Consider the following 19,241-nt stretch of genomic DNA (forward strand, 5'->3'; position numbering starts at 1 on the left):
CGGGAATGTCTCAGCGGAGAACAGCCGGCATCGTGTCCCAGCCCCGCACCGTGGATGTCGGGGAAAGCTTGCACTCGGAAAGGTCAACCTCCCAGTCGGGGAAGCGTTTGAGAATTTCTTCGAGAGCGATGCGGCCTTCGAGCCGTGCGAGTGCCGACCCGAGGCAGTAGTGCGTGCCGACGCTGAACGTCAGGTGTTGACGCGGATCCCGATGAATGTCGAAAGTATCTCCGTCAGGCGGGAATTGGCGATGATCGCGGTTGGCCGCGCCGATCAGCATCATCATCACGCTGCCTTCGGGTACCCGTCCACCGTAGTATTCGACGTCGCGCGTGACATAGCGTGCCACCTGCGGGGCAGGCGGCTCGTAGCGCAGCAACTCTTCGATGGCCGCCGGAATCAGCGACGGGTCGGCGGCCAATTCGCGCCGCTGGTCCGGATGCTCGGCCAGCACCTTGCCTGCCCATCCGATCAGCCGGGTCGTGGTCTCGTTGCCGGCGCCGGACACGACGCTGACGTACGTGAGCAGCTCATCGCGGCGCAGTCGGCGGACGGTCCCGGTCTCGTCGGTGAACTCCACATGGAGCAGTTCGGTCATGATGTCGTCGGAGGGATGATCGACGCGCCAGTCGATGAATTGGCCGAAGAAGTCGCCTTGCATCATGTGCTCGGACGAGGTGTCCATCGGCTTGCCGGCCTCGGTGCGCAGATTCGCGTTGGCTCGATCGCGCGCGGCTTCCTGGAATTCCTCGGGAATACCGAGCAACATCCCGATTACCCGCATCGGCATCTGTGCGCCGAGATCGGCGACGAAGTCGAACCGGTCGGTGCCGATCAGCGGATCCAAGCAGCGACAACAGAATTCGCGGATCTTCGATTCCAACTCGTTGATCTTTCGCGGCGTGAACATCCGCGACAGCAGCTTACGGTGGATATCGTGGACGGGTGGGTCCTCGAACAACAATACGCCCGAAGGGATTTCGATATCCGCCTTGATCAGCTCGAGTATTGCGCCCTTCGCCGAGCTGAAGGTCTGGAAGTCCACCAGCGCATCGTCGACGTCGGCAAACCGACTGATGGCGTAGAAGTCGTGTTCGGCGTTGTAATACAGCGGCGATTCTTCGCGCAGGCGCCGGAACGTCGGATACGGGTCGGCGTTGAGCTCAATGTTGTACGGGTCGTAATAGACATCCTTGGCCGCGCTGACCGTCACGGGTAATCAATCGCCTCTCGCAGTAACCGCGTTTGCCCCGCTCCCCCGGGGTGCCGCCACTGAACTCTGTCATCACCGGCAACCGGGTGTCAACGACGAATCCGTTTTGGCTATTTGTAGTTCTAGATATTAGAGAATCTCATTCTCACGAGGCAACCCGCGTGCGTTATCTGCTCAGTGCGGATGAGAGGAAGGTCGTGCGTGCTAGGGCTAGCCGACGAATCCGGCTGAGCAGAAGTCCCACACCTCGTCGGCGGTGATCGGATGGATCGTCGCGTCGTCGGAGCCGCCGCTGGACTGCGCGATGAACATGACCGTCTGCATTGTCATCGCGGCGATCCGCCGCGGGTTGAGTCCGGTGCGCAACTTGCCCGCCTCGCTGGCGGCTTCCATCAGCTCGGTCAGCAGCGCCAGCAGCGGTGCATGGGCCACCTTGACCTCGGCCGGATGGGTCACCAATAGCCGAGGGGCGAAGTCGGTGAACAGGGGGCGCTTGGCGGCGGGATCGGGCCGCGAGGCCTCGTACAACAGCTCGACGGCCACCTTCAACCGCTCAAGGGGATCGGAGTGACTTTCGGTCGCGGCGCGGATCTGATCGGCCGACCGGCTCAGCGCATCTTCGAACAGCGCGAGCAGCAGCTCGTGCTTGCCGTCAAACTGCAGGTAGAAGCTTCGCAGCGACTGGCGCGAGCGGTCAACGACCTCCTGGACGGTAAAGTCGGTGCTGCCCTTTTCGATGATGATGGCTTGCGCCGCATCGAGGAAACGCTGCACGCGCTGCGCGGCACGTAGTTTCGCGGTCTTGATGGATCGCTCGACGGCGCGCTGCTTCCAGGCCGGCTCTTCGCTTGGGTTGGTCACGGAAGGCTCGGACGATTGCCGCGAGGGGAGAACATGGTTGGACTCTACCGGAGAACGCCGTGACATCGCTGCGCTCGACCCCCTCCTGGACCAGGTGTCGGAGATTGTAACTTTCTTGTCGTGAGAATACTATTCTCCTGTACGCGTGTATAGAAGCGGAATCGCAAGAGTGAACCGCGCCGTCGGCGAAAACCCGGATCTAGGCGAATGAGCGCCCGCGAATTGCAGGGAGTGCAGTGCAGCTGACCTTCGACTCCGACGTGGAGGAGTTCCGCGCCGAGTTCGCTTCGTTCCTGGATGCGAACCTGCCCGAGCCCGCAGTGGCGGGTGAGCGGCCGCGGTCGAGTTCCGACATTCCCGAGTGGGCGCGGCGGTGGCAGCGGCTGCTGTTCGACAGCGGGTGGCTGCTGCCCGGCAACCCGCCGGAGTTCGGCGGGCGCAACGCGACGCTGCTGCAGCAGTACGTGTATCTCGAAGAGTTGTCGCGGCGGCGGATCTACCAAAGCTTCAATCCGCAAGGCGTCGGCATCATTGCGGCTTCCTTGCTGTCGTTCGGAACGGACGAACAGAAGCGGCGTTGGGCCGTGCCGATTTTGCGCGCGGAGATGACGGCCTCGCTCGGCATGAGCGAGCCGGGCGCGGGCTCGGATCTGGCCTCGCTGAAGACCCGCGCCGTGCGGGATGGCGACCACTTCGTGGTCAACGGACAAAAGGTCTGGACCTCGGGTGCCCATCATGCCGACGTGCTGTTGACGTTCGTTCGCACTGATCCAAACGCGCCAAAACACAAGGGCATCAGCGCGTTACTGATTCCGACCGACACCCCCGGCGTGGTCCGCCGTCCGTTCGCCTCGATGGGTGACATCGAAGACGTCGATTTCAACGAGGTCTTTTTCACCGACGTGCGGGTGCCGGCGGAGAACTTGCTCGGCGAACTCAACGGAGGCTGGCGCGTGGCCACCGGCTCGCTCGGCCACGAACGGGCCATGCTGTGGCTGGATTACGCCGACATGCTGCACGCGCTGACGGTCGAGTCGACCCCGTCGGGGTCCGTGCAGCGAGATCGCTACGCGACGCTGGTGATGGATTTCTACGCGATGCGGTTGTTGGGGTCGGCGACGCTGGCCAAAGCCGCGCGCGGCGAGGAAGACGTGCCAGCGCAGTCGGTGCTCAAGCTGCTGGGCTCGGAGGCAATGCAGCGCGCCTGCGAGGATGCGCTCAACGCCAAGGGCGGTGACGGGCTGGTGTTGCGGGGGGTCACCGCCCAGTTCGCCCCGCTCAACTTGGACAGCCATTACGGCAGCTGGTTCGACCGCTACACCCGCACCTTCGCCGCCACGATCGCCGGCGGCACCTCCGAAATTCAGCGCAACATCATCGCCGAACGCGTACTGGGATTGCCCCGCGGATAGGGCTAGCAGTTGGTGGCGGCCGGATTGTCCAAGCATCGCTGCAAGCGACCCGGATCCAGGGAGTCCAGCCAGGCGTAGTAGCCGATGGCGATGAGTCCCGCCACGATCGCCACCCCACCCAACACCATGCCCGCCGCCGCGACCCGCGGATTCGTCGCCTCGCCGCGGCGGGCGCGCCGCCGCGCGATATCCCCGCTCAGCACCGCCGCGATACCCAGCGGCACGCCGATCAGCAGCCAGCAGGTGGCCAAGGCCAACACGCCCAGGATCACCGAGACGACGCCGACCTGATTTCGCGGTTCGCCGGGGGAGTTCATGCGCCCTGATTCTAGGGAGCACCGGCCGAAGCGGGATGCCGAGGCGTTCGACGAGTTACAGACGAGTTAAAGCTGCACCAGCCGCGGCGCGAAGCCCTTGGCCCGCAACGCCGCTCCGGCCTGTCCGGTCAGCTCCCGCGCGCTACCCAGGAGGCTATCCAGAACCAGTGAGCGCTTGACGTGATGGTGCAGCGGGTGCTCGGCGGTGAAACCGATGCCGCCGAGCACCTGTTGGCAGTGCCGGGCGGCGGTTTGCGCCGCTCGTCCGGCGGCCGCCTTGGCAAGCAGGCTGGCCAACTCGGGATCCTCGGGATGGTCGGCGGCGGCTTGCAGGGTCGCCTCGGCGCCCTCGATCGCGACGAGCGTCTCGGCCAGTCGATGACGGATCGCCTGAAATGAGCTGATTTGTCGACCGAACTGAGTCCGATCGAGGGCATGCTGACGTGCCAGCGTCAACATGGCCCGACTCGCCCCGACCAGCCACCAGCCCAACGCCTGTCGGCCGAGATCAAGACCGGCTCGAAAGACCGAATCACCCTCGGCCACAGGGTGTATCGGCAAGCCTTCGTCGATTGCCGAACCGGGGGTGTCGTCGCGGCGCCAGAGCACCCAGGAATTTCCCGTGAACGGCAGCGGGGTGATACCGCCGGCAGAGTTGCCGGATGCTCGTAGCATCACGTCGTTGAGCACCGGAGCATGAGCACCGGTCTCGCCGAGCAATCGAAATACCAGAGGGATTGCAATTTCCGGGATTTCGTCCAGCATGTCGCGCCAGCCGAGGTCGGTCAGAGCTGCGTCGAGTCGGGCGCCGCAGGCGCCGCTCATCGCGGTGCGTAGCGACACGGTCAGCAGCTGCAGTTCTGCGGCGTCTGAGGTCTGATCCACGCTCACTCCTTCCCCAGATCCAGGAGCCGTCGGGCGATGATGTTGCGCTGAATCTCCGCCGTGCCGCCGTAAATGGTGGACGCGCGGGAATACAGGTACTCCGAACGCCACGGCGTGTCGTCGAGTTCCAGGACGCCGGGCAGCACGTCGCGGACGGTGTCGTAAAGCCGCTGCTCGGCCGTGGCCAGCAGCACCTTGTCGATCGAGGTGTCCGGGCCCAGGCGTGCTCCGTCGCGCAGCCGGTACTGGGTGGCGCGGGAGCGGCAGCGCAGCGTATGCAGCGCGAGATAGGCTGCGCCCAGCTCGAATTCGTCGTATCCACGGTGCCGAGGGCCACCCGCGACCTCGGCGACAAGCGCATCGAATCGGGAGTAGAGGTAGGCAATGCGCTGCCAGAAGCAGGTGGACCGCTCGAAGGGGAGCAGGTCCATCGCCAGCCGCCAGCCGTCGCCCGGCCGGCCGAGCATCCGGCTCGAAGGGACCACCACGTCGTCGTAGTACACCTCGCAGAACTCGTCGACGCCGTGCATCGTGCCCAGTGGGCGGATGGTGATGCCCGGGGTGTCGAGATCGACGAAGAACGCGGTGATGCCTTCGTGGTTTGGGTGGCCCGGCCCGGTTCGGGTGAGCAGGATGCAACGGGTGGAAAACTGCGCGAAGCTGGTCCAGACCTTCTGCCCGTTGACGATCCAGTGGTCGCCGTCCTGGACTGCCCGGGTCGTCAACGATGCCAGGTCGCTCCCGGAGCCGGGTTCGGAAAACCCTTGACACCATTGCTCTTCACCGCGCAGCAGGCGCGGGACCATCTCCGCGGCGAGTTCGGGTGGCGCGTAATCGATCATCGTGGGCGTGAGCACCTCGAGCATCGAATACGGGCCGGGCTCGGCCAACCGGCGGCCGACGACTTCCTCGCCGACGATCGCGCGTAGCACCGCGGGACCACCTAGGCCGCCGACTTCAACCGGCCAACCGTAGCGCATCCAATCCGCGTCGTAGAGCGCCCGGCTGACTCGCCGGAATTGGCGCATCTGGCCTTCCAGCGTGTGGTCCGTCCCGGGGGTCAGGTCGTGTTCGTCGAGCCACGCGCGCAAACCCGTCCGGAACTCATCGACCTTCACGGCGTGGGACGGCCGATGGCATGCGGACGTCCGGAGTCGTGCACGCCGCTACGCCGAATGAACGTCATGGCGCGGGTCTTCAGCCGCCATCCGTCGGAAGTGCGGGAGTAGGTGTCGCGGTAGTAGCCGATCCGCATGTCGTGCGTGGCGTGGTCGATAAAGCACAGCGGCTGGGTGCCGCTGGCCGTGTCACCGTCGAGCGTTTCGATCAATGCGGTTCCGGTGAGGAATAACCCCTTGGGCGCGGCGGCCACCAACTCCGGGAATCTATCCAGGTTGTAGGTGGAGCCGAACGCGCTGTAGGTGCCGTCCGGGGTGAAGACACCGACCAGCCCGTCGATGTCTTCCTGGGTGATGGTGACGGCGTAGCGGGCAAGTAGCTGCTGAATCTCCACCAGGTCGTCAGTTCGAGTGGCGCGGCTCTCAGACTGATCGGGTATCGACATAGACCTTGCCGCCTTTCATCACAAAGCTGACATTTCGCGTAACGGTGATGTCGTCCAATGGGTTTCCCGGTACCGCGATGATGTCGGCGAGAAGACCCGGCGCCAAGCGCCCCCGATCGGTCGAGTTGATGAGCTCGGCCGCGGTCGTGGTGGCGGCGCGCAGCACCGCCAGCGGGGGCAGGCCCCATTCGACCAGGGTGACGAGTTCGTCGGCGTTGCGGCCGTGCGGTATCGCAGGAGCGTCGGTGCCGACCGCGATCTTCACCCCGGCCTGGTGAGCCGCCAGGATCGAGGTGCGCGACCTGGGAAACATCTCGGCGGCCTTGGCCTGCAGTTCCGGCGGGGCATGCGACACGTCCATCGCCTCGGCCAGGCGCCGGGTGCTGACCAGGAAGGTGCCGTGTTCGACCATCATCGCGATGGCGTCGTCGTCGATCAGGAAACCGTGTTCGATGCAGTCGATTCCGGCGTCAACCGCGTGCTTGACCGCCTCCGCGCCGTGTGTGTGGGCGGCGACCCGCAACCCGCGCCGATGCGCCTCGTCGACGATCGCGCGCAGCTCCTCATCCGAATAGTGCTGTGCACCAGGAGGACCCGTCAGTGACATCACGCCGCCCGAGCAGCACACCTTGATCAGCTCGGCGCCGTGCTTGATCTGATAGCGCACCGCCTTGCGGATCTCGTCGATTCCGTTGGCAATTCCTTCTTCGACCGTCAGCTCCAGCGCATGCGGTGCGAACGCGGCGAACATCGTCGGGTCCAGGTGGCCGCCGGTGGGCGTGATGGCATGGCCGGCCGGAACTACCCGGGGCCCGTCGATCCAGCCGGCGTCGATTGCCTTGCCCAGTGCGACGTCCAGCAAGTAGCCGCCGGTCTTGACGAACAGGCCGAGGTTGCGCACCGTGGTGAACCCGGCACGCAGCGTCCGTCGGGAATTGCCGACCGCGCGCAGTACCCGCGTCGGCGGGTCGTCCTGGACCTGCGAGAGTCCAGGCTTCTCGCCGCGTCCGCCCATCAGGAGGTTGACCTCCATGTCCATCAACCCCGGCAACAGGATTGCGTCACCCAGCTCGATGAGCTCGCCCTCGGGGTCACCCCCGACGCCGGCGATCCGGTCACCGTCAACCCGCACAATGCCGGGCCGGACAATCTCCCCGGCGTCGACGTCGAGTAGTCCGGCCGCCTTGAGCGTCAGCACCTCTCAGATCACCGGTTCTCGGATCAATTCCACCCACGCCGCGCCGCTGTCGGGAACACGCGGCTGCTTCCACGCTTCGATCGGAAAGGACACCATGACTAACGATTGCATCATGTGCATCAAGGTTTTCGCGTCATCGGGCAGGTCGTCCAGCGGAAACTTGTCGCAGTAGGCGATCACGTCGTTCAGCAGCGGGAACGCGACGTCGTAAAACTCCTGCATCTCGGCCATCGTCGAGGATAGCCGTTTGGCATAGCGCTCGGGTTCGGTGGCCAGATCCCACTCCAAATACGGTTCCAAAGCCGTGAATTCAGACGGTAGCGACATTGCGCTGGTGCTCCTTCACGTAATCGCCGGTCGTCTTGTGTAGATGACGGATCAACACTTCCTGATCGCACAGCAAGAACTCGGTGACTGCCCGGGTGCCGATCATGGTCTGGGTCGCTTCCAGGGTGTTGGCGTCCTGCAGCGCGTACTCCTTGAACGTCACCGCAGCCAGTTCCTGGGCCAATCGTTCGCGTGCGTTGCGCGGCGGCACGAAATACAGCGTGCATTCGAAGATGTGCTTGTCCACCGCGGTCGGCCAGTAGTGGTAGGTCAAATACCAACCCGGCTCCCAGATCAGCAGCATGAAGTTGGGGTAGAAGAGCCAGGAGTCGATGCCCCACTGCGGCGCCCGTTTCACGTTCACGCCGGGCGGCAGTTCGAGAGTCTCGATGATCTCTGGCTTGTCCCACGGTCCGAATAGGCCGCTGCGCAACACCTGGTCCATCGGCTTCACCATGGACATGTCCGGCGGCGGAGCCTGACCGCCCCACGTCGACTGCAGGTTGTGTGGCCCGGCCAGTTCGTAGTGCAACGCCTCGTAGCCGTACTTCTGGATCTTGGTGGCTTCTTCCTTGGTGTACTGCCCCTGATGCAGGATCGGCGCGTGGTAGAACTCCACGAACGCGTCGATGAACAACTTCCAGTTGCTGCCGACCTCCGCGCGATAGGAGTAGGTCTCGGTCATCGCCCCGAAGGGGTACCCCTCGATGCTCTTGGCCAGTGGGCCCAGATAGTCGGTCAGCGGCGCGGCCTTGTCGTCGAAGTTGATGAAGATGAAGCCCTCCCACACCTCGCAGCGGACCGGGGCGAGGCCGAAGTTGCTCTTGTCGAGATTGAAGAATTCGTCTTCCTGTTGGACGAAGGTCAGGTCGCCGTCCAGGCTGTAGCGCCAGGCGTGGTACTTGCAGGTGAACTGCCGGCAGGTCCCGGAGGTCTCCTCGTTGGGAAAGTCGTTCCATACCAGCTTGTTTCCCCGATGCCGACAGACGTTGTGATAGGCCTTGACGGTCCCGTCCTTGGTCTTGACGATGATCACCGAGGTGCCCTTGCCGGCCGAGGGCAGTTCTTTGGTGAAGTAGCTGCCGGTACGGGGGAGCCGGTTGACCCGGCCGACGTTGAGCCAGGTCTTCCTGAACACCGCGTCGCGTTCGGCCTCGAAAAATGCCGGGTCGATCGAGTCGGTGTAATCAACCGGCGCCGTGCCCAATTCGGGGTAGTTCTGTGTCCAGCTGCCGGCGGCTGGCTTTGGGAAGTGCGGCAACGTTCTTACTCCTCTGGTGACTCTTATTCGACGTTGGTAGCGGCTGTGGCGGTGTGCTCGAGCTGGACGCCGAAAGTATTGAAAGCCATGGCCAAAAGCGCGTAGCAGCCGACCGTGAACACCAAGTCCATCCGTTGCTGGTCGTTGAGACGCTCGCCGAGCACCGCCCAGATCCGGTCGGACAATTGGGAGTTCTCTTCCAGTTCATCGACTCCGGCGATCACCGCGCGATCGAACGCGTCGAGGACATCGTCGTCGGTGGTGGCGCCATCCTGGACGGCGGCGATCTGGTCGTCGGTGATGCCCTCGTCCTTGGCCATCCTGACGTGGTGGGACCACTCGTAGGCGCACTGACGACGATGTGCCACTCGCAGGATCGCCAGTTCGCGGATGCGCGGCGGCAGCGTCGAGGTTGACAGCAGATGCACGTTGAAGCGCAGGAACGCCTTAGCCAGCGCGGGGTGGTGCGCAAGGGTGCTCAGCGCGTTGTTGGTCTCGGCGCCCCTCATCAATGACAGTGCCCGCTGGGTAGCCTCGTCCCACTGATCCGCGGGCAGCGGCCGCAAGCGCATCGGCAGATTCCTCTCGGCGAAAGAGAATCGTATTCTCATTTGCAACTAACAGACTGGCACGATTCGGACGGCTGGTCAATGCCGGCCCGGCGGTCACCCCGCGGTGGCGGGGCCCGCGGCGTGGCCGCGGCGCTGGGGTTTGGCGGCCACGCCCGTGTCGCTGCGGGGAGACGTAACAAATTTTTGGTCATTTGCCCGGCGGCGGGCTGCTTGCTGGACTTTCGACGGCTGCGTCGTTGCACGTGCGAGGGGCATCCAGCCCGAGATGGGGTATGCAGGAGCTGGCTGTGGCTACGCCCGGCCGGCTTGGTGGATGTTGATTCTCACTTGGCGAGAAGATAGTTTTCAGAGGTAGCGGGGTAGAACGGCAATGAACGCCCCCGGGGGCAGACTGCTCGTGGATCCGATGGAGAGGGAAGCTCATGAACAAAGAAGACATGATGCTGATCAGCGTCGATGACCACACTGTCGAGCCGCCGGACATGTTCAAGAACCACTTGCCGAAGAAATACCAGGACGATGCGCCGCGGCTGATCCACAACGATGACGGCTCGGACATGTGGAAGTTCCGCGACACCGTGATCCCGAACGTGGCGCTGAACGCCGTCGCCGGGCGGCCCAAGGAGGAGTACGGCATCGAACCGACCGGGCTCGACGAGATCAGGCCGGGTTGTTACAACGTGGACGAGCGCGTCAAGGACATGAACGCCGGCGGCATCCTGGCCTCTATCTGTTTTCCGTCGTTCCCGGGCTTCGCGGGCCGGCTGTTCGCGACCGACGACAACGACTTCTCGATCGCACTGGTGCAGGCCTACAACGACTGGCACATCGACGAATGGTGCGGCGCCTACCCCGCACGGTTCATCCCGATGGCGATCCCGGTGATTTGGGACGCCGAGGCGTGCGCCGCCGAGGTGCGTCGGGTTTCCAAGAAGGGGGTGCACGCGTTGACCTTCACCGAGAATCCGGCCGCGATGGGCTACCCCAGCTTCCATGACGAGTACTGGAAACCACTGTGGGAAGCGTTGGTGGACACCGACACCGTGATGAACGTCCACATCGGCTCGTCGGGCCGATTGGCGATCACGGCGCCGGATGCGCCGATGGACGTGATGATCACGCTGCAGCCGATGAACATCGTGCAGGCCGCCGCGGACCTGTTGTGGTCGCGACCGATCAAGCAGTATCCGGACCTGAAGATCGCCCTCTCCGAGGGCGGAACGGGCTGGATTCCCTACTTCCTGGAGCGCGCGGACCGCACCTACGAGATGCACTCCGCCTGGACGCACCAGGACTTCAAGGGCAAACTGCCCAGCGAGGTTTTCCGCGACCACTTCCTGACCTGCTTCATCAGCGACAAGGTCGGCGTGGCGTTGCGCAACATGATCGGCATCGACAACATCTGCTGGGAAGCCGACTACCCGCACAGCGACTCGATGTGGCCGGGCGCACCCGAAGAGCTGTGGGATGTGTTGTGCCTCAACAGTGTTCCCGATGACGAGATCAACAAGATGACCCATGAGAACGCGATGCGCTGGTACTCGTTCGACCCGTTCACGCACATTCCGCGCGAGCAGGCGACGGTCGGTGCGCTGCGCAAGGCCGCCGAGGGTCACGACGTGTCCGTCAAGGCCAAGGGCCATGACAAGGACTCGCGAGGCGGCTCATCCTTTGCCGACTTCGCGGCGAACGCCAAGGCCCTTACCGGCAACAAAGACTGACCGCCACAGTGCCGGGCCGGATTGTCGTGCGGCGTCGAGAGTGGGTCGGGGGTCACGACTTTCGACTATTGACGACCAGCACGGCAATCTCGCCGCACAGCAATGAACAGGAGATCCAGCAGTGCCCGGCGATGGGATGAACTTCGAGCTGACCGAAGATCAGGAGTTGATCCGTCGATCGGTTGCAGAGTTGGCGCGCAAATTCGACGACCAGTACTGGATGGAAAAGGACCAGGCGCACGAATTTCCGACCGAGTTCTACAACGCAATTGCCCAGGGCGGCTGGCTCGGCATGACGATTCCGACCGAGTACGGCGGTCACGGTCTTGGAATCACCGAGGCCACACTGCTTCTCGAAGAGGTAGCCAAGTCCGGCGGCGCCATGAACGCCGCCAGCGCAATCCACCTGTCGATCTTCGGCATGCAACCTGTCGTGGTGCACGGTTCCGACGAACTCAAGGCGCGCACCCTGCCTACGGTCGCCAATGGCGAGGTGCACGTCTGCTTCGGAGTCACCGAACCCGGCGCCGGACTCGACACGTCGCGCATCACCACTTTCGCCAAGCGCGACGGCGACAAGTATGTCGTCAACGGCCGCAAGGTGTGGATCTCCAAGGCGATGGAATCCGACAAGATTCTGTTGCTCACCCGTACCAAGAGCTACGACGAGGTCGTCAAGAAGACCGACGGGATGACGCTATTCCTCACCGACCTCGATCGCAGCCGGGTCGACATTCGCCCGATCCGCAAGATGGGCCGCAACGCCGTCAGCTCCAACGAGCTGTTCATCGACAACCTCGAAATTCCGGTGCAGGATCGTGTTGGCGAGGAGGGCAAGGGCTTTCAGTACATCCTCGACGGCTTGAACCCAGAACGGATGCTGATCGCTGCCGAGGCGCTCGGTATCGGTCGGGTAGCCCTGGAAAAGGCCGTCAAGTACGGCAACGAGCGTGAGGTGTTCGGCCGCCCTATCGGCATGAACCAGGGACTGCAGTTCCCGCTGGCGGACTCGCTGGCCCGGCTCGACGCCGCCGAGTTGATGCTGCGCAAAGCGACCTGGCTCTACGACAACGGCAAACCCTGTGGGCGCGAAGCGAATACCGCCAAATACCTGTGCGCCGACGCGGGCTTCGCCGCCGCGGACCGGGCCCTGCAGACTCACGGCGGCATGGGCTACGCGGAGGAATATCACATCACCCGCTACTTCCGTGAGGCGCGACTGATGAAGATCGCACCGGTGAGCCAGGAGATGATCCTGAACTTCCTGGGCGCCAACGTGTTGAAATTGCCGAGGAGCTATTGACGTCCATCGAAGAACCCGTCCTGCTGTCGCAGGACAACGACGGGGTGCGCACCCTGACGCTGAACCGCCCGCGCCGCAAGAATGCCATCAATCCCCAGTTGTGGATCGCGCTGCGCGACGCGCTGCATCAGGCCGGCCGCGATCGTGGTGTACGGGCGCTGGTGCTCACCGGTGCCGGCGGGGCCTTCTGTTCCGGCGCCGATATCTCCAACCCGGACGACGTCCATCCGAAACACAAGCTGCAGCGCCTCACCGACGTGGCGCTGGCGTTGCACGAACTTCCGGTCCCGACGGTGGCCAAGGTGAGCGGTGTCGCAGTCGGTGCCGGCTGGAACCTGGCGCTGGGTTGCGATCTGGTCGTCGCGACACCGGATTCGACGTTCTGCCAAATCTTTTCCAAACGCGGCCTCTCGATCGACCTCGGCGGTTCCTGGCTGCTGCCGAAAATCGTTGGACTGCAACAGGCTAAACGACTCGCGTTGCTGGCCGAAAGCATCGATGCGGCGGAAGCCCATGCGCTCAACCTGGTCACCTGGGTGGTGTCGGCCGAGGAGATCGACGGCTTCGTCGACGATGTCGCCGCTCGGCTGGCGGCCGGCCCGCCCGTCGCGTTGGCACAGACAAAGGCGCTGCTGAACGAAGGGGCAGACCGCACGCTGCGCGACGCGCTGGCCAACGAGGCGCGCGCCCAGATCGGCAACTTTGCGACGGCGGATGCGGCCGCGGCCTATGCCGCGTTCAGCCAGCGCCGGGAGCCGTCGTTTACTGGGCGGTGGGCGTTATCGAAAGCTGATGAGGAATCGGAGTAGGACATGCGAGAGACGGTCATCGTCGAGGCGGTGCGGGCGCCAGTCGGCAAACGTAACGGCGGGTTGTCGGGCATGCACGCCGCGGACCTGTCGGCGATCGTCCTCAACGAGTTGCTGCACCGCGCCGGGGTGGGACCCGACATCGTCGATGACGTGATCTGGGGTTGTGTGTCCCAGGTCGGCGACCAGTCCAGCAACATCGGCCGCTACGCGGTCCTGGCCGCTGGCTGGCCGGAAAGCATTCCCGGCACCACGGTCAACCGCGCCTGCGGTTCCAGCCAGCAAGCCCTGGACTTCGCGGTGCAGGCGGTGATGTCGGGCCAGCAGGACGTCGTGGTGGCCGGCGGTGTCGAGGTGATGAGCCGGGTGCCGCTGGGTTCTGCCCGGGCCACCGGTATGCCCTACGGCCCGAAGGTCCTGTCCCGCTACGACGGTTTTTCGTTCAACCAGGGGTTGTCGGCGGAGTTGATCGCCAAAAAATGGGGTTTCTCGCGGCGCCAGCTCGACGAGTTTTCCGTGCAATCCCATGAACGCGCCGCCGCGGCCCAGGACAGCGGCGCCTTCGCCGATCAGATGGTTACGGTCATCACCGACGATGAATCGGTCGTCAGCGCCGACGAAGGCGTCCGCCGAGGGAGCACTGTCGAGAAGCTCGGCACGCTCAGGCCGGCGTTCGTTGAAGACGGCGTCATCCACGCGGGCAATTCGTCGCAGATCTCCGACGGCGCGGCCGCGTTGCTGGTGACGACCTCGGCCCTGGCCGTCGAGTTGGGCCTGACGCCGATCGTGCGGTACCGCGCCGGCGCCGTCACGGGCGCCGATCCCGTGCTGATGCTCACCGGGCCCATCCCGGCGACCGAGAAGGTCCTGAAGAAGGCGGGCGTCGGGCTGGCGGAGGTGGGCGCCTTTGAGGTCAACGAGGCCTTCGCGCCGGTGCCGCTGGCGTGGATCGCCGAGACCGGGGCCGATCCCGACCGGGTCAACCCGCTTGGTGGGGCAATCGCGCTGGGCCATCCGCTGGGCGCCTCCGGCGCGGTCCTGTTGACTCGGCTGGTGCATCACATGCGCGACAACGGGATCCGCTACGGCCTGCAAACCATGTGTGAGGGCGGCGGTACCGCCAACGCCACGCTGGTCGAATTGGTCGCATAGCGCCGACCAGCGCGCCGAGGGACTTCCTGTGAGTCCGACTGAGACCGTTGTCACATCGGGAAAACCTACCTACTGTGTGTTCACTAGGTTGGTTAAGTTTGCCGATCGGTCAAAGGAGCCCGGTGCCCGACGCCCGCCGTTACGACACGCTGCTCGCCAAGGGTGAGGACCGCAAACAGCGGATCCTCGCGGTCGCGCAGCGGCTGCTGATCCGCAACGGCTGGCGCAACACCACGCTCGCGCAGATCGCCGGAGCAGCCGGAGTGACTCCCGCGGGGTTGCTGCACCACTTCGCGTCCAAGGAGCAGCTGCTGCACGCGGTGCTCGACGCCCGCGACCAGGATGACGACACCCACGCCGACCGCGCCGGCGATCTCATCGCCCAGATCTCCGCGGTCGCCGATCGATTCCACCGGGCGCCGGAGCTGGTGGGCACCTTCACGGTGTTGCTGGTCGAGAACATCCTCCCCGACGCGCCGCTGCACGACCGCATGCTGGCGCGGCACCAGGCCGCTGTCGACATCGTCGCCGAGCTCATCCGCAAGGGCCAGTCCGAGGGCCGGTACCGCGCAGAGATAGACCCCACCATCAAGGCAGTCGAAATACTCGCCTTCGTCCACGGAATGGAAACCACATGGTTGCTCGATCCTTCGATACCGCTGACCGAGGTGTTCAAGCAGTACGCCGAGACGCTGGCGCGGGACTTCGCGCCGTCGAAGAAGCCCCTGGACCCGCCGCCGAGCACGACATGAGATACCGCCTGGATGTCGTCGCCTGCAGCGTGCTCGACGTGGTGCGGTTCGCTGGGGGCTGGTTGTTCGACCGTTCGATGGCCGGCTGGGACGTCACGGTGCTGCTCACCGACCTCGCCGACCAGTCCGATCTACGGCCGCTGCAGATCATCGGTGCCCAGACGCTCGACCTGGAACACGTGCTCGCGTCGATCGAGCACCGGCCCCGGCCGCAAGCCCTGGCAGCCGCGGCCGATCTGGTGGGCTGCGACTCGCGGGTGCGCCAGGGCGTCCTGCAGGCGCTCGATCATGGCGTCACCGAGGTCATCCTGTGGGGCGAGACCTGGCCCGCGGAGCTCGACGGCAGCGTCGGCCTGGTGCAACACCGACTGAGTACGGCCGCGCAGGTATTCAAGGGCAAGGCGTTGGCGGCCGCGGCGCTGCCGGGGTGTTCCATCGGCCATGCCGAGAACTTCCGCAGCGGTCTGCTTGCATTCCCGTCGGTGGCCGCCGATCTGGTCCCGGCCGGGTAAACACGCTCGTCATGGGGCCGTGCGCCGGCGCCTGTCGTTGACGACGAACAGGCCCGTGTGGAAATGTAATGCTCATCTCTGAGAGGCTGATTCTCACTGCTGAGATTCGAACGGAGCGAGATGGCTAACGACTTCTCCAAGACGGACTTCTTTCGCGGCACCGAGCTCATCGCCGACCCGTACCCCTATTACGAGTCGCTGCGCCAGCAGTGCCCGGTGACGCGCGAAGACCATCACGGGGTCACGATGGTCACCGGCTGGGACGAGGCCTGCGCGGTCCTCAACGACGCCGAAACCTGGTCGTCCTGCATCTCCGTGACCGGGCCCTTCCCTGGCTTCCCGGTAAGTCTTGACGGTCTGGGCGACAGTGACATCACCGAACTGATCGAAAAGCACCGCGACGAATTGCCGTTCAGCGACCAGCTGCCCACGCTGGACCCGCCCATCCACACCAACCACCGCTCGCTGTTGATGCGGCTGATCACTCCCAAGCGCCTCAAGGAGAACGAGGACGCGATGTGGGCGCTGGCCGACCAGGCGCTCGACGACTTCCTGGCTCCCGGCCATGGCGAATGGATCAAGGGCTTTGCCGGCCCGTTCACGCTGCTGGTCATCGCGGACCTGCTGGGCGTGCCCATGGAGGACCGCGACAAGTTCGTCAACGGCATCCGCGATCACTCGGGCGGCGGTGTCGGTGGCACCGGCAAAGAATCGCTGGCGCACAGTCCGCTCGAATTCCTCTACGGACTGTTCTCCGACTACGTCCGGGACCGCCGCCGTGAACCGCGCGACGATGTGCTGACCGGTCTGGCCACCGCCACCTACCCCGACGGCACGATTCCCGACGTCGAAGACGTCGCGCGGGTCGCCAGCAACGTCTTTTCCGCCGGCCAGGAGACCACCGTGCGACTGCTCGGCGCCGCGTTGCAGACGCTCGGGGAGCGCCCGGACATTCAGGCGGAACTCCGCAAAGACCGCAGCCTGATCCCCAACTTCATCGAGGAGTCGCTGCGCCACGAGAGCCCGGTAAAAGGTGACTTCCGGTTGAACCGCAGGCCCGTCAATGTCGGCGGGGTCGACCTGCCCGCCGGCACCACCGTGATGATTGTGCAGGCCGCCGCCAACCGCGATCCGCGCCGATTCGACGACCCCGCGACCTTCGACCCGCAACGCAAGAACGCCCGTCAGCACATTGCGTTCGGGCGCGGCATCCACAGCTGCCCGGGCGCACCGCTGGCGCGGGCCGAAACTCGGGTGGCGCTGGAGCGCCTGCTCGACCGGACTTCCGAGATCAGGATCAACGAGAGCGTGCACGGCCCGGCGAATAGGCGTCGTTATCAATATGTTCCGACGTACATACTGCGGGGGCTCACCGAGTTGCACCTGGAGTTCGCACCGGCATGAGGGTTTGGGTAGACGACCAGCGGTGCCGCGGTCACGGTATGTGTTTGACGCTGTGCCCCGATGTGTTCAGCCTGACCGACGACGGCTATGCCGAAGCGATAGATGCCGAGGTCCCAACGGATTTGGAGGCGGCGGCCCGGGAGGCTATTGAGTGTTGTCCAGAACAAGCCATCAGCGAGAAGTGACCGAGTAGGGAGATTCTTCAGTGTCGAAGGGGCCAAAAGGCTATGTCATCCTGACCGAAGCGATCAAAGACCCGGAGGGCATGAAGGCCTATGCCCAAGCCGCCGGGTCGGCGATGAGCGGGGCGACGATCCTCGCGGTGGACACCGCGCCAAAGGTCATCGAGGGCAGCTGGCACGGGGATCAGACCGTGGTGCTGGAGTTCGAGTCGGTCGAGGCCGCCCGCGCGTGGTATGAGTCCGAGGGATATCAGCAGGCAGCGAAACTGCGGCGGGCCGCCGCTGATTGCAACGCCGTGATCCTCTCCGGGTTCTGAGCGCTACTCCACGATCGAGATTGCCTGCCGGGGGCATTGCCGCACGGCCTCGCGCACGTCGGCCTCGATGTCCGGGGTGACCTCTTCTCGGTGCACGGTCAGCATGTCGTCGTCGCCCAGTTCGAAGATGTCGGGGTTGATGCCCATGCAGACCCCATTGCTCTCGCAGAGTCCCCAGTCGACTTCGATCTTCTTCGTCATCGCGGCCCCCTTATCGAAGTACCTTGACGGGCACACTCTTCCAGCCCGCCACGTTCTGCATGTGCACCCGCTGGCACCCGTCCCAGTCCACCTCGTAGCGCGGCATGAACTCGAGCAACCGCTCGAGGGCGATCCGGCTTTCCAGGCGGGCCAGCGCGGCGCCCAGGCAGCTGTGAATCCCGTACCCCAGGCCGAGATGCTGGGCCTGTGTCTGGTCGCGCTCGATGTCGAACGCGTCGGCGTCGGTGAAGGCCTCTGGGTCACGGTTCGCCGCGGCGCCGCACAGGAACACCGGTTTGCCGGGCGGGATCACGCCCCCGCTGACGTGTGCCTCCCTGAGGGTGTAGCGGACGTTGTATTGCACCGGACCCTCGTAACGCAGTAACTCTTCCACCGCACCGGGAATCTTGTCCGGGTCGTCCAGCAGTTTCTGCCACTGGTCGGGGTGGCGGGCGAAGATCACCGCCGCATTGCCGATCAGCTTGGTGACGGTCTCCGCGCCGGCGCCGCCTAAAAGCGTTGCAAACCCGGTGATTTCGATGTCGTCAAGCTTGCGTGGCTGCCCATCCTCGCCGGGGATCTCGGCCGCGATCAGCCTGCTGATCATGTCGTCTTGCGGGTCGGCGCGCCGCTGTTGAATGAGACCAAAGTAGTACATCGCCGTCTCGATGTTGGCCTGCATGCCGGCCTCGCTGACCTCGATCTGGCCAGGTTCGTGATGCAAGCTGGTGTCGATCCAGTGCCGCACCTGCTGACGGTATTCCTCTGGCACGCCCGCCATCCGGGTGATCACCTCGACCGGGAACGGTCCGGAGAAGTCCTGGACGACGTCGAAGTTGTCGGGGTCGGCGGCGCCCAGGTACTTGTCGATCACCTCGATGATGGTCTCCCGCTGCGATTGGATGGCGCGTGGCGTGAACGCCTTATTGAGCAGGCTGCGCATGTGGCGGTGCTCCGGCGGGTCCATGAAGATGATCGACTTCTGCTCGGGGGATATGCCTCTGCGCACCATGGCCAGGTCGCAGCCCCGCGCCGAGGAATACGTCTCGAAGTCCTTGAACGCCGCCGCCACGTCGACGTGGCGCGTCAGCGCGTAGAAGTCCTCTTTCTCGTCGTAGTACAGCGGCGCATCCTCGCGCATCCGCCGGTAGATGTCGAAGGGGTTGTTGTAATAGTCCTCGGAGTACGGATCGAAGACGACCTTCGGCTTTGTCACTGACATCCTCCTCAGCGGCGAGGGTTGGGGCGGGCTGTAACCGTTACGATCGAATGCCTGAC

22 protein-coding genes are annotated in these 19,241 nt (G+C 64.6%); 10 read left to right on the top strand and 12 right to left on the bottom strand.

What is annotated here, in order from left to right; translation table 11 throughout:
- Positions 1-10: 10 nt before the first annotated feature.
- Both G6N33_RS15825 and G6N33_RS15830 read right to left on the bottom strand, forming a co-directional pair.
- Entirely contained in the window at positions 11-1,213 is a 1,203-nt protein-coding gene (locus G6N33_RS15825) for a cytochrome P450 (RefSeq protein WP_044508406.1), read from the bottom strand.
- Positions 1,214-1,423: 210 nt separating this feature from the next.
- A complete protein-coding gene (locus G6N33_RS15830; RefSeq protein ID WP_044508405.1) occupies positions 1,424-2,074 on the bottom strand; it encodes a TetR/AcrR family transcriptional regulator in 651 nt (216 codons plus the stop codon).
- 236 nt (positions 2,075-2,310) lie between these two features.
- Here G6N33_RS15830 and G6N33_RS15835 point away from each other — a divergent pair, with 236 nt between their 5' ends.
- The gene (locus tag G6N33_RS15835) at positions 2,311-3,486 is read left to right on the top strand and encodes an acyl-CoA dehydrogenase family protein (RefSeq protein WP_044508404.1); all 1,176 of its coding nucleotides are present in this window, start codon (positions 2,311-2,313) and stop codon (positions 3,484-3,486) included.
- 2 nt (positions 3,487-3,488) lie between these two features.
- Here the strand turns inward: G6N33_RS15835 and G6N33_RS15840 are convergent, their stop codons facing one another.
- The 8 genes from G6N33_RS15840 to G6N33_RS15875 all read right to left on the bottom strand — a co-directional run bounded on the left by G6N33_RS15840 (position 3,489) and on the right by G6N33_RS15875 (position 9,610).
- Positions 3,489-3,803, bottom strand: a complete 315-nt coding sequence (locus tag G6N33_RS15840; protein WP_044508403.1) for a hypothetical protein — start codon at positions 3,801-3,803, stop codon at positions 3,489-3,491.
- Positions 3,804-3,869: 66 nt separating this feature from the next.
- Entirely contained in the window at positions 3,870-4,628 is a 759-nt protein-coding gene (locus G6N33_RS15845) for an acyl-CoA dehydrogenase family protein (RefSeq protein ID WP_081662348.1), read from the bottom strand.
- A 62-nt stretch (positions 4,629-4,690) separates the two neighbouring features.
- On the bottom strand, positions 4,691-5,806 hold the full coding sequence (locus G6N33_RS15850) for an acyl-CoA dehydrogenase family protein (RefSeq protein ID WP_044508401.1): 1,116 nt from the start codon (positions 5,804-5,806) through the stop codon (positions 4,691-4,693).
- Positions 5,803-6,252 (bottom strand): nuclear transport factor 2 family protein, encoded by a 450-nt coding sequence (locus tag G6N33_RS15855; protein WP_044508400.1) that lies wholly within the window; start codon positions 6,250-6,252, stop codon positions 5,803-5,805. Before G6N33_RS15855 ends, G6N33_RS15850 begins: the two co-directional genes overlap by 4 nt.
- On the bottom strand, positions 6,230-7,450 hold the full coding sequence (locus tag G6N33_RS15860; RefSeq protein ID WP_044508399.1) for a metal-dependent hydrolase family protein: 1,221 nt from the start codon (positions 7,448-7,450) through the stop codon (positions 6,230-6,232). The genes G6N33_RS15855 and G6N33_RS15860 overlap by 23 nt, the downstream gene beginning before the upstream one ends.
- 3 nt (positions 7,451-7,453) lie before the next feature.
- Positions 7,454-7,777: a hypothetical protein gene (locus G6N33_RS15865; RefSeq protein ID WP_044508398.1), complete on the bottom strand. Its 324-nt coding sequence runs from the start codon at positions 7,775-7,777 to the stop codon at positions 7,454-7,456.
- Positions 7,761-9,038, bottom strand: a complete 1,278-nt coding sequence (locus tag G6N33_RS15870) for an aromatic ring-hydroxylating oxygenase subunit alpha (RefSeq protein WP_044508397.1) — start codon at positions 9,036-9,038, stop codon at positions 7,761-7,763. The genes G6N33_RS15865 and G6N33_RS15870 overlap by 17 nt, the downstream gene beginning before the upstream one ends.
- 23 nt (positions 9,039-9,061) lie before the next feature.
- A complete protein-coding gene (locus G6N33_RS15875; RefSeq protein WP_044508396.1) occupies positions 9,062-9,610 on the bottom strand; it encodes a carboxymuconolactone decarboxylase family protein in 549 nt (182 codons plus the stop codon).
- A gap of 422 nt (positions 9,611-10,032) precedes the next feature.
- On the opposite strand from G6N33_RS15875, the gene G6N33_RS15880 reads away from it, so the two are divergent.
- The 9 genes from G6N33_RS15880 (at position 10,033) to G6N33_RS15920 (ending at position 17,762) form a co-directional block, all read left to right on the top strand.
- Positions 10,033-11,331 carry an amidohydrolase family protein gene (locus G6N33_RS15880; RefSeq protein ID WP_044508395.1) on the top strand — a complete coding sequence of 433 codons (1,299 nt, stop codon included), beginning with the start codon at positions 10,033-10,035 and terminating at the stop codon, positions 11,329-11,331.
- A 136-nt stretch (positions 11,332-11,467) separates the two neighbouring features.
- Positions 11,468-12,634 carry an acyl-CoA dehydrogenase family protein gene (locus tag G6N33_RS15885; protein WP_044508394.1) on the top strand — a complete coding sequence of 389 codons (1,167 nt, stop codon included), beginning with the start codon at positions 11,468-11,470 and terminating at the stop codon, positions 12,632-12,634.
- Positions 12,631-13,443 (top strand): enoyl-CoA hydratase/isomerase family protein, encoded by an 813-nt coding sequence (locus G6N33_RS15890; RefSeq protein WP_044508393.1) that lies wholly within the window; start codon positions 12,631-12,633, stop codon positions 13,441-13,443. Before G6N33_RS15885 ends, G6N33_RS15890 begins: the two co-directional genes overlap by 4 nt.
- Before the next feature lie 3 nt (positions 13,444-13,446).
- A complete protein-coding gene (locus G6N33_RS15895) occupies positions 13,447-14,595 on the top strand; it encodes a thiolase family protein (protein WP_044508392.1) in 1,149 nt (382 codons plus the stop codon).
- Positions 14,596-14,717: 122 nt separating this feature from the next.
- On the top strand, positions 14,718-15,347 hold the full coding sequence (locus tag G6N33_RS15900; protein WP_044508391.1) for a TetR/AcrR family transcriptional regulator: 630 nt from the start codon (positions 14,718-14,720) through the stop codon (positions 15,345-15,347).
- Positions 15,344-15,859, top strand: coding sequence for a hypothetical protein (locus G6N33_RS15905; RefSeq protein ID WP_044508390.1), 516 nt, complete (start codon positions 15,344-15,346; stop codon positions 15,857-15,859). The genes G6N33_RS15900 and G6N33_RS15905 overlap by 4 nt, the downstream gene beginning before the upstream one ends.
- Before the next feature lie 120 nt (positions 15,860-15,979).
- Positions 15,980-17,263: a cytochrome P450 gene (locus G6N33_RS15910; RefSeq protein ID WP_101528631.1), complete on the top strand. Its 1,284-nt coding sequence runs from the start codon at positions 15,980-15,982 to the stop codon at positions 17,261-17,263.
- On the top strand, positions 17,260-17,448 hold the full coding sequence (locus tag G6N33_RS15915; protein ID WP_044508388.1) for a ferredoxin: 189 nt from the start codon (positions 17,260-17,262) through the stop codon (positions 17,446-17,448). The genes G6N33_RS15910 and G6N33_RS15915 overlap by 4 nt, the downstream gene beginning before the upstream one ends.
- A 20-nt stretch (positions 17,449-17,468) precedes the next feature.
- Positions 17,469-17,762: a DUF1330 domain-containing protein gene (locus tag G6N33_RS15920; protein WP_044508387.1), complete on the top strand. Its 294-nt coding sequence runs from the start codon at positions 17,469-17,471 to the stop codon at positions 17,760-17,762.
- Positions 17,763-17,765: 3 nt separating this feature from the next.
- Here G6N33_RS15920 and G6N33_RS15925 read toward each other — a convergent pair whose 3' ends face one another.
- Positions 17,766-17,963 carry a ferredoxin gene (locus G6N33_RS15925; protein ID WP_044508386.1) on the bottom strand — a complete coding sequence of 66 codons (198 nt, stop codon included), beginning with the start codon at positions 17,961-17,963 and terminating at the stop codon, positions 17,766-17,768.
- 10 nt (positions 17,964-17,973) lie between these two features.
- Positions 17,974-19,179, bottom strand: coding sequence for a cytochrome P450 (locus G6N33_RS15930; protein WP_044512407.1), 1,206 nt, complete (start codon positions 19,177-19,179; stop codon positions 17,974-17,976).
- Positions 19,180-19,241 lie beyond the last annotated feature (62 nt).

The organism is Mycobacterium simiae, from assembly GCF_010727605.1.
GTDB classification, from domain to species: Bacteria; Actinomycetota; Actinomycetes; order Mycobacteriales; family Mycobacteriaceae; genus Mycobacterium; species Mycobacterium simiae.